Annotated in this window: 13 protein-coding genes; 8 read left to right on the forward strand and 5 right to left on the reverse strand. The window is 51.2% G+C overall.

The annotated features are described in order from the left end of the window. Positions 1 to 52 precede the first annotated feature (52 nt). Together KO512_RS04535 and KO512_RS04540 are read left to right on the forward strand one after the other, a co-directional pair. Positions 53 to 745, forward strand: a complete 693-nt coding sequence (locus KO512_RS04535; RefSeq protein WP_215951155.1) for an ABC transporter permease — start codon at positions 53 to 55, stop codon at positions 743 to 745. Continuing rightward, positions 742 to 1,494, forward strand: coding sequence for an ABC transporter permease (locus KO512_RS04540; RefSeq protein ID WP_215951156.1), 753 nt, complete (start codon positions 742 to 744; stop codon positions 1,492 to 1,494). The genes KO512_RS04535 and KO512_RS04540 overlap by 4 nt, the downstream gene beginning before the upstream one ends. Before the next feature lie 9 nt (positions 1,495 to 1,503). On the opposite strand, the gene KO512_RS04545 is transcribed toward KO512_RS04540, so the two are convergent. After that, positions 1,504 to 2,358 (reverse strand): SDR family oxidoreductase, encoded by an 855-nt coding sequence (locus KO512_RS04545; protein WP_215951221.1) that lies wholly within the window; start codon positions 2,356 to 2,358, stop codon positions 1,504 to 1,506. 62 nt (positions 2,359 to 2,420) lie between these two features. Between KO512_RS04545 and KO512_RS04550 the strand changes: the two genes are divergently transcribed. The 4 genes from KO512_RS04550 to KO512_RS04565 all read left to right on the forward strand — a co-directional run bounded on the left by KO512_RS04550 (position 2,421) and on the right by KO512_RS04565 (position 6,995). After that, positions 2,421 to 3,326 (forward strand): hydrogen peroxide-inducible genes activator, encoded by a 906-nt coding sequence (locus KO512_RS04550; protein ID WP_215951157.1) that lies wholly within the window; start codon positions 2,421 to 2,423, stop codon positions 3,324 to 3,326. A gap of 1 nt (position 3,327) precedes the next feature. Then, positions 3,328 to 5,406, forward strand: coding sequence for an ATP-dependent DNA helicase RecG (gene recG, locus KO512_RS04555; RefSeq protein ID WP_215951158.1), 2,079 nt, complete (start codon positions 3,328 to 3,330; stop codon positions 5,404 to 5,406). A 75-nt stretch (positions 5,407 to 5,481) separates the two neighbouring features. Continuing rightward, positions 5,482 to 6,450 carry a succinylglutamate desuccinylase/aspartoacylase domain-containing protein gene (locus KO512_RS04560; protein WP_215951159.1) on the forward strand — a complete coding sequence of 323 codons (969 nt, stop codon included), beginning with the start codon at positions 5,482 to 5,484 and terminating at the stop codon, positions 6,448 to 6,450. Positions 6,451 to 6,482: 32 nt separating this feature from the next. Further along, the gene (locus KO512_RS04565) at positions 6,483 to 6,995 is read left to right on the forward strand and encodes a DUF501 domain-containing protein (protein WP_215951160.1); all 513 of its coding nucleotides are present in this window, start codon (positions 6,483 to 6,485) and stop codon (positions 6,993 to 6,995) included. A 112-nt stretch (positions 6,996 to 7,107) separates the two neighbouring features. Here KO512_RS04565 and KO512_RS04570 read toward each other — a convergent pair whose 3' ends face one another. Together KO512_RS04570 and coaD are read right to left on the reverse strand one after the other, a co-directional pair. Then, positions 7,108 to 7,356 carry a YfhL family 4Fe-4S dicluster ferredoxin gene (locus KO512_RS04570; RefSeq protein ID WP_215951161.1) on the reverse strand — a complete coding sequence of 83 codons (249 nt, stop codon included), beginning with the start codon at positions 7,354 to 7,356 and terminating at the stop codon, positions 7,108 to 7,110. A gap of 35 nt (positions 7,357 to 7,391) precedes the next feature. Further along, a complete protein-coding gene (coaD, locus tag KO512_RS04575; RefSeq protein ID WP_215951162.1) occupies positions 7,392 to 7,871 on the reverse strand; it encodes a pantetheine-phosphate adenylyltransferase in 480 nt (159 codons plus the stop codon). Between the two features lie 186 nt (positions 7,872 to 8,057). On the opposite strand from coaD, the gene KO512_RS04580 reads away from it, so the two are divergent. Continuing rightward, positions 8,058 to 9,317 carry a M48 family metallopeptidase gene (locus KO512_RS04580; RefSeq protein ID WP_215951163.1) on the forward strand — a complete coding sequence of 420 codons (1,260 nt, stop codon included), beginning with the start codon at positions 8,058 to 8,060 and terminating at the stop codon, positions 9,315 to 9,317. Positions 9,318 to 9,799: 482 nt separating this feature from the next. On the opposite strand, the gene rsmD is transcribed toward KO512_RS04580, so the two are convergent. Together rsmD and KO512_RS04590 are read right to left on the reverse strand one after the other, a co-directional pair. Next, a complete protein-coding gene (gene rsmD, locus KO512_RS04585; protein WP_215951164.1) occupies positions 9,800 to 10,411 on the reverse strand; it encodes a 16S rRNA (guanine(966)-N(2))-methyltransferase RsmD in 612 nt (203 codons plus the stop codon). A gap of 40 nt (positions 10,412 to 10,451) precedes the next feature. Further along, a complete protein-coding gene (locus tag KO512_RS04590) occupies positions 10,452 to 11,681 on the reverse strand; it encodes a hypothetical protein (protein ID WP_215951165.1) in 1,230 nt (409 codons plus the stop codon). A gap of 165 nt (positions 11,682 to 11,846) precedes the next feature. Between KO512_RS04590 and ftsY the strand changes: the two genes are divergently transcribed. After that, positions 11,847 to 13,160: a signal recognition particle-docking protein FtsY gene (gene ftsY, locus KO512_RS04595; RefSeq protein WP_215951166.1), complete on the forward strand. Its 1,314-nt coding sequence runs from the start codon at positions 11,847 to 11,849 to the stop codon at positions 13,158 to 13,160. The last annotated feature ends 12 nt before the right edge of the window (positions 13,161 to 13,172 follow it).

Here is a 13,172-nt window from a genome sequence, read left to right on the forward strand (position 1 = left end):
ATTTTTATCACAGAGGCCGGCTTTGACCGGCCCGTTTTTTTAGGCGTATTTCATGGACCTGCAAGGCTTTGGTCATCTCCTTATCTCCGGTACTTGGGTCACGATTCAGTTAGCACTGGCTAGCTTAGTTGTGGGGCTTGTGTTTGGTTTGTCAGGTGCAGCGGCGAAACTATCAAAAAATCGTTTTGCTCGCTGGCTGGCAACCGGCTATACCACGCTGGTTCGCGGACTCCCCGAACTCCTATTAGTGCTGACAATCTATTTCGGTGGCTCGCAGTTGCTAATGTGGATCGCCAGTAGTTTTGGTTATGATGACTATATTGAGATAGGGCCTTTTGTAGCAGGTGTTGCCGCATTATCCATTGCCTTTGGTGCCTACGCGACCGAAGTGTTTCGCATGGCGATGATGGAAATTCCTGATGGGCAGTGGGAATCGGGTCTGGCCTGTGGCATGAGTACTCGACGGACCTTTTTCCGGATTATCCTGCCACAGGTGTGGCGTCTGGCGATACCGGGCTTGGGTAATCTATTTCAGGTGCTACTCAAGGATACCGCGTTAGTCTCGGTGGTCGGTCTCAACGATATTATGCGTCAGTCGCAGGTGGCTATTAGCGCCACTAAAGAGCCGTTTACCTTCTTTATGGTTGCTGCTTGTATCTATCTGCTGCTAACCGCCGCTACCACAGGATTTACTATGTTTATGGAAAGGCTTGCTAATCCTGCTGCTCGGGAGAGTCGAAGATGACTTGGGAATGGGATGTGATTTGGCAGTACTTTCCTCGGTTATTGGAGGGTGCTTGGCTAACCATGGAGTTGGTGTTGGTATCGGGTCTTATTGGTATCACTATAGCGATACCCCTGTCTTTAATGCGAGCCTCAAAACTGCCTTGGGTAAGGGTGTTTCCCTTTATCTATATCTATTTTTTCCGCGGAACGCCGCTGCTCGTACAGATCTTTCTGGTCTATTATGGCGCTTCACAGTTTGATGCCGTACGGTATTCGATTTTCTGGCCAATTCTTAAGCAGCCCTACTGGTGCGCGATTATCGCTTTTAGTCTGAATACGGCGGCCTACAGTGCCGAACTGTTCCGCAGTGCGATTCAGGCGATACCGACCGGTGAGATCGAAGCGGCGGAAGCGATGGGAATGAGCAAATCAGTGCAGGTGACGCGAATTATTATCCCCCGAGCTTTCGGTATCGCTTTGCCCGCGTATGGCAATGAAGTGATTCTAATGCTTAAGGGTAGCGCTCTAGCCAGTACTATTACCCTGCTAGATCTCACCGGTATGGCGCGCACGATTATCGCCCGCACCTATACGCCGTTGGAGATGTTCTTAGCCGCCGGTATGGTGTATCTGGCGATCAGTGCCGTGATTATTGCGCTGTTCCGCTTTATGGAATATCGCTTTAATCGCTATCAGTATTATCACCATACGGATATGCCAAAAAACCTAGATCCACTGCTGCGTGACCCGCATATCGATCAGAAGTAACCTCTGCAATTATTGGCGAAAAGCATCGATTAATTCAGGGTATCCGCTCTGATAGTCCGGATATTTGAAGCGATACCCCGATGCTTTTAACGCCGTATTACGGCAGCGTTTGCTGCCTATGGTACGCCGTGCTGACCTTTCTGTGATCTCGACTTTGAGTTGTTTGGCCAGCCAGTCACCAACCTCGTGCAATGGCGCGGGGGCATCATCGCTGGCGAGATAGAGCGGTTGCAGTGTTTGTTGATGGGAGAGTTGGTAAAGATGTTCCAACACGCCGACACAATCGTCACGGTGAATCCGATTGCTGTAGCGTGGCGGCGTATCAGGATAGCCTATGCCGCGATTAACCTGCCCGAGCATATAGTTGCGTCCCGGCCCGTAAATCCCGCTGAAACGTACCACTGTCGCGGCTAGGCCGCTCTGAAGAGCGATCGCTTCCGCCGCGAGCATGATCTGGCCGGAAAAGTTGTCTGGCTCGGTAGCCGACTGTTCATCTATCCATTCATCATGGTGTTGATGGTAGACTGCTGTGCTGGAGATAAAGAAAAGTTGTCGCGGGCGAATCGACTGTTGCTCTAGGGCGTTCAGCAGATTACTGAGGCCTTGGGGATAAGCCTGTTGATAGACGGTTTCATCCCGTTGGCCGGCGGCAACGATATAGAACAGGGTATCTAGCGGTTGTGGCAAGCCCTGAAGCGTGTCAGGCTGACTTAGGTCAGCGGCTATCCCTTGGATACCGGTGGGCAGCTGGTTTATATTACGGCGCAGGCCGAACACTTGATGCCCTTGGGCGGCGAGTTTCAGTCCTAGCTGACTGCCGACATCACCGCAGCCGGCGATTAGAATCTGATCCCTGTTTAACATATGCTTCACAGTACTTATCCTGTATCAGGTTGAGTCCGTATCATAACAAAGGAAAGCCGCGTATGACTCTTACCGAGTTACGTTACATCGTTACCCTGGCCCAAGAGCAACATTTTGGCCGTGCCGCCGAGCGCTGTTTTGTCAGCCAGCCAACCTTGAGTATTGCGGTTAAAAAACTTGAAGACGAACTAGGCACCGCACTGTTCGAGCGCAGTAAACATGCGGTACGGGTAACACCGGTAGGGCAGAAAGTCGTGCGTCAGGCGCAAACGGTGCTGGAGCAGGCTGAGTCGATCAAAGATCTCGCTCAAGAAGGTAAGGATCAGCTGGCTAGCCCATTGCGGGTCGGTGCGATCTATACCATCGGGCCATATCTGTTTCCGCAACTGGTGCCGGAGTTGCAAAAACGTGCGCCGAAGATGCCGCTCTATATCGAAGAGAATTTCACCGAAAACCTGCGGCCTAAGATTCGTAATGGTGAGTTGGATGCCATTATCGTGGCGCTGCCATTCGATGAGCCCGATATACTCACCCGGCCGCTCTATGATGAGCCTTTTATGATGTTACTGCCTAAGGATCATCCTTTAGCCAGTAAGGATCAGATCGATAGCCAGACGCTGCACGAGCAAGATCTATTGCTGCTTGGCGAAGGCCATTGTTTCCGTGATCAGGTGTTGGAAGCCTGTCCAGCTCTCTCCCATGGTTCTGATAAGCACACCATCACCGAGGGTAGCTCGCTGGAAACCATTCGTATGATGGTCGCTTCAGGACTAGGGGCCAGTGTGATCCCTAAATCGGCGACTGGCGGCTATTATCAGTCGGATATGGTCGTGACTAAACCCTTTAAATCGCCACCACCGGTACGCACCGTAGGGCTTGCTTGGCGGGCCAGTTTCCCTCGGCCGCAGGCGATCGATCTGTTGATTGACGCGCTTAATAGCTGTGCCGTCGCGGAAAATAAACACTGATATGCATACCGCCCTTGCGCAACTACCGGTAACCGAGCTGAAAGGTGTTGGGGCGGCGTTGCAGCAGAAGCTCGAAAAGCTGGATATTCGTACCCTGCAAGATCTGCTGTTTCACCTACCGCTGCGCTATCAAGATCGCACTCGCATTATGCCGATTGGCGGCCTGCGGCCCGGTGATGAAGGGGTGGTTGAAGGTGAGATCAAAGGGGCAGATATTGCGATGGGGCGACGACGCAGCCTCGTGTGTCGACTACAGGACGGTACGGGCACCATTACTCTGCGGTTCTTTCATTTTTCGGCGGCGCAGAAAAATAGCTTGAAGCCAGGCACACGGTTGCGTTGTTTTGGTGAAATTCGCACCGGAGCTAGTGGGCTGGAGATCTACCATCCGGAATATCGACGGGTGGATGATACGGTGATTACCCCAGTAGAAGAGAGTCTGACGCCGATCTATCCCACCACCGAAGGGATTAATCAGGCCCGTATGCGCGCTTTAACCGATGGCGCGCTGGCCTATCTAGCCAACGGTTCGCTAACGGAGTTAATTCCCGAACATCTACGGCAGCAGTGGCGCTTACCTTCGTTGAATGAGGCGGTTAGCTACCTGCACCGTCCGCCAGTGGATGCCGACCAAGAACAGTTACTCGATGGTTATCATCCGGCGCAGCGCCGACTCGCCTTTGAAGAACTATTGGCACATCATCTGTCGCTGATCAAACTACGCCAGCGGGCTCGGCAGTCGGGTGCCCCTGAACTGGTGGCCAGTCGACAGTATCAAGATGCGTTTTTACAACAACTCCCTTTCCCATTAACGGGCGCCCAGCAACGGGTCAGCCAAGAGATTAGCGCCGATCTAGCCGAACCCTATCCGATGCTACGACTGGTGCAGGGTGATGTGGGTTCGGGTAAAACCGTGGTGGCTGCATTGGCGGCTCTGCAAGCGGTTGAAGGTGGCTTTCAGGCGGCGATCATGGCGCCTACCGAGATTCTGGCCGAGCAGCATTTTATTAGTTTTACCCAGTGGTTAGAGCCGTTAGGACTTAAAGTGGCGTGGTTGGCGGGCAAGTTAAAAGGTAAAAAACGTCAGGCCCAGCTAGAGGTGATCGGTGATGGTTCGGCGCAGGTGGTCGTGGGCACCCATGCGTTGTTTCAGGATGAAGTTCACTTTGCCAACCTTGGGCTGGTCGTGGTTGATGAACAGCACCGCTTCGGTGTGCATCAGCGCCTAGCCCTGCGCGAGAAAGGTCGAACCGATGATCGGGCGCCTCACCAATTGATTATGACGGCCACACCGATTCCCCGTACTCTGACCATGAGTGCCTACGCCGATCTTGATTGCTCTATTATTGATGAGCTGCCGCCGGGCCGCACACCGGTGAATACGGTGGTGATCTCCGATCAGCGTCGTCCTGAAGTGGTTGAGCGGGTGCGCGATGCTTGTGGTCAGGGCCGACAGGTCTACTGGGTCTGTACCCTGATTGAAGAATCTGAGGCGCTGCAATGTCAGGCTGCTGAAGTGACCGAAGCCGAGCTAAAAGAAGCGCTTCCTGAATTGCGTATCGGATTAATTCACGGACGCATGAAGCCCGCTGAGAAAGCTGCCATTATGGCTAGTTACAAAGCCGCCGAACTCGATCTGCTGGTGGCCACCACGGTGATTGAAGTTGGCGTGGATGTACCGAATGCTTCGGTGATGATTATCGAAAACCCTGAGCGGTTAGGGCTGGCGCAGTTACATCAGTTGCGCGGTCGGGTGGGCCGAGGCTCGGTCGAGAGTTTCTGTTTGCTGATGTATCATGCACCCCTATCACAGCAGGGACGCGAGCGACTAGCGGTCATGCGTGAAACCACCGATGGTTTTAGGATTGCTGAAAAAGATCTTGAACTGCGTGGGCCGGGTGAAGTGCTCGGCACCCGTCAGACCGGTGTGATGTCTTTTAAAGTAGCCGATCTGCAGCGGGATGCGGATCTGTTGACTCGAGTGAAGCAGGTGGCTGGGCAGATCATGGCTGATCCACAGTTGAGTGATGCGATTATTCAGCGCTGGCTCGGACGTGATGAGCAATATGCCAGTGTTTAGCTGTGATTCGTTATCTCCGCCTTACTATCGGCTCATGCGTAAAAATATTCCATTGATGAAGCTTGTGAGTGCTCTATGACTGTACCGCCGTGTCGTTTTTCTATTGCTGAATCAGATGCCCCGATTGAAATGTTGCCCCGCGATTTGAGTCATTGGCAGCAGGGCAATTGCGGTGTTGATTATGTTCACCGGTTTGATTCAGGTTGTGCAGGGCCAGAGCTCGTGGTTCAGGCGCTCACCCATGGAAATGAGATTTGCGGTGCTAACGCTCTGTTATGGCTGTTAGAAAATCAAGTTCGGCCGATAAAAGGGGCGTTAACACTTATTTTCGCCAATGTTGGAGCCTATCAGACGTTTGATCCGCAACGGCCGTTTGCCAGCCGTTGTCTCGATGAGGATATGAACCGTATCTGGTTACCCTCGCGTTTACATAGTCCTGATACTCACGAAACCCATCGTGCGGTTGAATTGCTGCCCTATATTGAGAATGCCGATAGTGTCTTGGATCTGCATTCAACCACCTTCGCTGTCGCACCGATGCTGATCTATCCGCAGACGTCAGGGAATACGGACTTTGCCGACCGCTTACAGTTTCCTTTCCCGCATCTGTTGTATGATCCCGGCAATTACCATCAAGGGATTTTGATTTCCGAGCATCAGCGCCATGCCACTGAGGGTGTTTCATTGGTCGCTGAGTGTGGTCAGCACTTTGCAAAATCCACCTCTGAGCAGGCATTGGCGGTGACTCTACGCTTTATTGCGCAGCATGATATGTTAGCTAGCGCGGTGGACGTTCCCGCGTGGGGTTATGCCGCGGATGATCTGGCGGGCCATTACCGGATCGATCGGGTACTTAATGCACAAACGGAACACTTTCGTTTTACAGAGTCCGTGAGTGGTTTTGAGCAGTACAATAAAGGGGAGTTGATTGCCACGGATGATCAGGAACTGATCGCTGCACCTTTTGATAACTGCACCTTGATTATGCCCGCGAGAGTGCCGGTTGCCGGTGAAGAGGTGGTGACACTTGCTGAACGGTTATAATAGACAGATGAATATATTGAGTTGGAGTTCCTATGGTTGCCTCTGAGCAGCAGCTTGCGCTGATTGAACGACAGTTAGGGCGTGAGCCCCGTGGGCTGGTCGATATCGCATGGCAGAGCGCACAGGGCGTGCCAGCAGTGCTGCAGATGCGTTCGCTGGTGGATGATCAGCCATTTCCTACCCTCTATTGGCTGAGTTCCAAAGATCTCTATCAGGCGATTGCCGAGATTGAAACCGGGGGCGAGGTGAAACGTATTGAGCAACAACTGCAAACGGATGATGACCTGCGGGCAGCGCATTTAGCGGACCAGCAGCGCTATGTGGATTTGCGCTGGAAGATGATGGCGGACAGTGATCGTCAGCGTATTGCCGAGCTAGGCTTTACTCAACTGTTTGATAGCTATGGTATCGGCGGTATTCGTCACTGGGATAAGGTGCGGTGTCTGCATATGCAGTATGCCTATCACCTAGCGGTAGGAGGGACAGCGATTGGTTCTCTACTGGATCAACGTTATGAGTTGGATAAACGCCCACTGTCACTGTGATTTAGCGGGTTTGAGGTTATTGCAGACACAAAAAAGCAGGCCCATGCCTGCTTTTGTACGTTTTGACTAAGCGTCAAACCGCGGCGTGTTAATAAGTGCTAGTACTCAGTACTTATGAACCGGTCAGCTTGTGGTATTTTTCCATCAGCTGTTCTTCATTTTCAACGTGATCTGGATCCTTAGGAATGCAGTCTACAGGACAGACTTCAACACACTGAGGTGTGTCATAGTGGCCGACACATTCGGTACATTTATTCGGATCGATCTCGTATATTTCATCACCGGGAGCAATCGCCTCATTAGGACATTCCGGCTCACATACGTCACAGTTAATGCATTCATCTGTGATAATTAATGACATTGTGGCTACCTCACTGACTCGTATTTACTTAAATATTAGTGTCCGAAATGATCTTTCAGCACTGTATTGACTGAAGGGTGCACAAACTGTTCTACATCACCGCCGAGGCACGCGATCTCACGTATCAGGGTGGATGAAATATAAGATAAGTGCTCTGCCGGCGTCAGAAAAATACTTTCTGTCTTCGGCGCTAGTTTACGGTTCATATTGGCGAGCTGAAATTCATACTCAAAATCAGAAACCGCACGAAGGCCACGCAGAATAATATTGGCATTATGCCTGCGTACCAGTTCTGCCAATAAACAATCAAAGCCAATCACTTCAACATTGTCTAGGTGCGATGTTACCGTTTTAACCAGGTGAACCCGCTCTTCTAGTCTCAATAAGGGCTCCTTATTAGGACTAGATGCAATGGCAACAATGACTTTATCAAACAGCTTAGAAGCCCGCTCAACAAGGTCGGCGTGTCCATTTGTTATAGGGTCAAATGTACCCGGGTATACTGCAATGTTCATTATGAGTTCACGTCTACTCTGCTTGAATGAATATTAGCAAATCCGCAAGGGCGCGATATTAGCTGAATTGCAAGGCTATCACAAATACAATAATGGAATGTATTGATCTTTAGTGGTTATAAGAAGAATTTTTTTAATTACAATAAAGAATATACCTGTAAGTGCAAATGATTAAAAGGTAATCAGATGAAGATAAGTCGGCGTTTTGTTCCATTTCTCATTATAAGTGCTGCTGCGTTGCTCAGTGGCTGTACGGCGTTACAGAGCATTGATAAGGGACTGTATAACGTTGCGGAGTCGATTACTGAAACCGATCGAGTCACCGGCGAGCGCACCCTAAGTGCTGCCGACCGCAGTGCTCAGATTCAACAGGGTAATGCCGCCGTTGAGCAATTGTTGGCGGCGGAGAAAAAAGCCGGCCGTAAAGTCGACTCTGCTTTAGATCGGCAGCAATATCAGCGTTTGGTGCGCATTTTTGATCGCGTTCATCAGGTGAGTCACCTGAGCCAAGAGCGTTGGCAGCCGATATTGATCGATCGGGATTCATTTAACGCCTTTACCACGGGGGGCACCTATATCGTTGTCCATCGCGGACTCATGCAGCAGCTGAATGATGATGAGGTAGCGGCAGTGATGGGTCATGAAATTGCCCATACAGTGGCTAATCATGTGGGTGAGCGTCAGACGACACAGCAGATTAGCTTGCTGGCATCGAAAACAGCTCGACAAGAGGGTTATCAGGCGGCGTATACCCATGAATTAGAGCGGGAAGCCGACCGTATCGGTGTGTTGTACAGTGCACTAGCTGGCTATGACCCTTATGCCGCTACTCATATTTGGCAGCGACAATATCAGCAGCAGGGTAATGCTCGTAGTTTGTTTGCCCACGATCACCCCGTTAATGCCGAACGCGCCGCCGAAACGAAAGCGCTGGCGGATAAGGTAAAGCAGTATTATCAAGCCGGACGAATCAATCCTAATGCAGCAGCTTTGCGCGACGATAATAGTTTGTGGCAGAAGCGCGATAATAATGATCAGGCAACCGCAGGAGAGGGTGGTGGCGTATCCGCTATTTTATCCACAGCTTTAGGGGCTTATGTTGATCACCAGCAAGCCAAACAGGAGGCGGTGCGCCAAGCGCAATATGCACAGTTTGTGCAGGCGGTGGAACGTTATATGAAACTGGAACAGCAGCGTCGTGTCAGCAACACCAGTTGGACAACCCATTGGTATTATTCGGGAAGTCGGTCATTAAAAGGGGTGGTCATGGGCTTTATGGCGCAGGACAGTGAAGGCAAGCTATATCGCTATGTGGCTCATCAGCTGGGCATCGTGCGCCCCGGTCAGCGTTTTAGCCTGACCTTTAAAACGAATGACGGAGTGTCGCTGAAACAGATTGAGCAGATGAAGGCGCGGTATTACGTCGATGATGCGTTGCCGTATTAGCACCAGTGGTGCGATTCGCAAAGCTCATCAGCACCCTACGGGTTAACGATGTAGGGTGTCGATGAAGAATGAATCGCACCAAGGGATGTGATGATTTCACGGTATCCAGGGTTAAGGGGGCGGTTCGCAGGCTCACCGGCACCTTACGGGTTAACGATGTAGGGTGCCGATGAAGAATGAATCGCACCAAGGGGCGTGATGATTTCACGGTATCTACGGTTAATGGTGCGATTCGCAAAGCTCATCAGCACCCTACGGGTTAACGATGTAGGGTGTCGATGAAGAATGAATCGCACCAAGGGGCGTGATGATTTCATGGTATCCACGGTTAATGGTGCGGATCGCAGGCTCACCGGCACCTTACGAGGGTTAGGTGGTATGTTCGTAGGGTGTCGATGAAGAATGAATCGCACCAAGGACATGATGATTTCACGGTATTCAGGTTAAGGGTGCGGTTCGCAAGCTCATCGCCCCCTTACGATTTAAAGGGCTCTTTTATAAAGCCGATAGGTAACCTGTCCGGCAGTTTTCTCACGATGGAGCTGCCAGTTATCGGGCACCAGCGGGTTGGTGAGTTCTTTTTCGGTTTCTAGATAGATCATGGCGTTACTGGTGAGCAGGTTGTTCTGTTCCAGCAATTGGCAGCAGATGGCTGATAGGTCTTGATGGAATGGCGGATCGAGAAAGACCACATCGAACTGTACTTCTAAATCACCACTGCGGGTTTCTAGCCATTCGGTGGCGGAGCCGGTGATCAGTTCCGCATGTTGGGTTTTCAGGTCTTGAATATTTTGCCGTAGCTGACGAATCACCATGGATGAGTTGTCGATCATGGTGACGTGGGCCGCCCCACGGGAGAGAGCTTCAAAACCCAATGCGCCGCTGCCGCTGAACAGGTCGAGGCAGCGACCGCCGGGGATATAAACCGATAACCAGTTAAACAGGGTCTCTCTTACTCGGTCAGGGGTGGGCCTTAGCCCTTCAACTTCAGGAAAGCTTAGCTTGCGGCCGCGCCAGTCTCCGCCAATAATTCGCAGTTGCTGGTTTCCAGAACTGATTTTCTGAGAGGTGCGCTGTGGGCGACGTCTGGCCATGTTAATTCCTTAAAACTTAAAAGTTGAACGCTGTATTAAATCAATAGGCGGGTAACGTGAGCTGATAACGGTCTGGGCTGGTTAGAAACAGCGTGATCAGCTTTTTGACCTCGGCGTTATCAACCTGATTTAGCTTCTCTTCGAAGTCATTCAGGTAGTCTAGCGGCAATTGATAGAATGCAATGGTATCGAGCAGACTCAGCTGAGATTCGATCGCTTCCATCTGAGTCTGGTAGTTATTCCGCAGCATGTCTCGTGTGTCGTTGATCAACGGGTCATCGAGTTGTGCCAGCAGTGTTTGCATCAATGGGTCTAGATTTTCATTGGCGTTGATTTTCGAGCCCTGCAGAATCATAGCGACAAAACCCTGCTTGTCCAGTGATTTCCAGACTAATCGGGCGGTGAGCTGAGACTGTTGTTGCAGCAGCTGTTGCAGGGTGCGGATCGCTAACAGTTCAGTGGCAAACTGGGGCTGCTGTCGTCCGGGAAGAGCAATGCCGGATAGGCGATAGGTTTGATTGCCCTGCGGTGACAGCCGTTGGTGACGAGGGCTCAGGGGTTGGTTGATACGGGTATTGTCGCTAGAGGCTATTAATAGTGAGCTGAGTTGCTCTGCCAGTGGCTCGGTATCTGGCCCTTTAAGGGTCAGGGTGACGGCTTCCGGGCGAACGCTGTGATGGAAAAAATCAGCAAAGCGTTGCAAAGGATGAACCGAAACCGGGCTGTTGATAAGGTCGCCAAAGGTGCTGAGTAGGCGGTTTTCTGGATCTTTTAGATTTAAATACTGGGCGGCTTCCAAGTGTGCCCATCGTTGTTCCAGATCGGTGTCGGGATGATAGGCTCTTAAACGTTCTAGTAGTTGTTTCGCCATCGTTTTTAGCGTGTCAGCCTTGGCTTGTTTGGCCGGTAAGGTGATCGATATTTGTAGCTTGTCGGCGGATATACCGGCACTGAGGGCCGCGTTCATTGTGCTAAAGGGCTGCTGGTTAGTTAACTCAGCGAGTTGCTGTTCGGCCTGCTGTAGAAGGAGTTGTTGCAATAGTTGTTGTTCACTATTGATGGCGACCCCTGTGCGAAAGAGAAAGCTGAGTTGCAGAGTCGAGTCGTCATTATCGACATAGTACAGCGGTAGATCTGGGTATTTATGGATGCGGATAAAGTCCGAGTTGCTGTTCTGCCTTGCCGTGAGGAAGACGATAGCGATGGCGACGATCCAGATAATAATCTTCAGGTATGTGCGGTTGAACAGCGGTGGTTTAACATCCGACATTAGTTATTCCTGGTGATTTTGTGGCACTGTTTTCAGTGCCCCAGTTGGGCTTTACTATGGTAAGATATTCGGCCTAAATGAAACATACAGGACGACTCGCGGATGGAACAGGGATTACCTTGTTTTTTCGCACCTTTTGCGCCTGACATCGGACAGTAATCAAGCATGTTTAAGAAGCTTAAATCAATTTTCAAGTCTGAGAAAGATGATACTCAGAAAGATTCAGTTGAAGCGGTCGATCTGCCAGCTGAAAGTGCCGATCAAGCGGTTGTTACAGCGGACGCTGCCGAAACGGAGACTATTACCGCGGCACCGACGCAGCCGGTCACGTCGGATGCACCTACCGATGTGGCTGAAACCGCGATTGTCGAACAGGAAGCGGTGATCGAACTTGAAACCCCAGCGAGTCCCGCAGAGGAAATCGACGTTGTAACGGTTGCACCTGTTGAGCCGATGATTGAAACGGTTGAGTCTGTTGTGGCGGCAGAGGAATCTGTAGCGGAGGTTATTGCTGAGCCCGAGGCTATTGCTGAAGCCGCTCCAGCCCCAGAGCCAAAACAGAAAACCGGTTTTTTCGGCCGCATTAAAGCGGGTTTGAGCCGCACTAAAGGTAATCTAACCGAAGGTTTGGGTAATCTGTTTCTCGGTGCTAAAGAGATCGATGACGATCTGTTTGAAGAGATCGAAACGCAACTGTTGCTGGCCGATGTTGGTGTTGAGGCAACGACGGAGATCATCGACAAACTGACAGCCCGTGTGAGCCGTAAACAGCTAGCCAATGCCGATGCGCTCTATACCGCGCTAAAAGAAGAGCTGGCAGGATTGCTGGATCAGGTAGAGCAGCCGATCGACTTCAGCCAGAGTAAAGGCCCCTTTGTCTTATTGATGGTCGGGGTTAATGGTGTGGGTAAAACCACCACGATCGGTAAACTGGCGAAAAAATATCAGGCGGAAGGTAAATCAGTGATGCTGGCGGCGGGTGATACGTTCCGTGCAGCCGCTGTTGAGCAGTTGCAGGTCTGGGGTGACCGGAACAACGTTCCCGTAGTGGCGCAGCATACTGGGGCCGATTCGGCATCGGTGATCTACGATGCGTTGCAATCTGCTCAAGCCAAGAATATTGATGTGTTAATTGCCGATACGGCGGGCCGTTTGCAGAATAAAGATCACCTGATGCAAGAGTTAGAAAAAGTCGTGCGGGTAATGAAAAAGTTAGACCCCGATGCGCCCCATGAAGTGATGCTGGTGCTAGATGCCGGCACCGGTCAGAACGCGATGAGCCAGGCAAAACTGTTTAAAGAGGCGGTGGGCGTAAGCGGTCTCAGCCTGACGAAGTTAGACGGCACCGCGAAAGGCGGTATTATCTTTGCTATCGCGAAACAACTGGATCTGCCGATTCGCTATATTGGCGTCGGTGAGCAGGTTGATGACCTGCGTCCCTTTAAAGCGAAGGAATTTGTCTCGGCACTGTTTGACTAGCCAACTTTCAGC

The organism is Amphritea atlantica (assembly GCF_018860855.1).
GTDB lineage: Bacteria > Pseudomonadota > Gammaproteobacteria > Pseudomonadales > Balneatricaceae > Amphritea > Amphritea atlantica_A.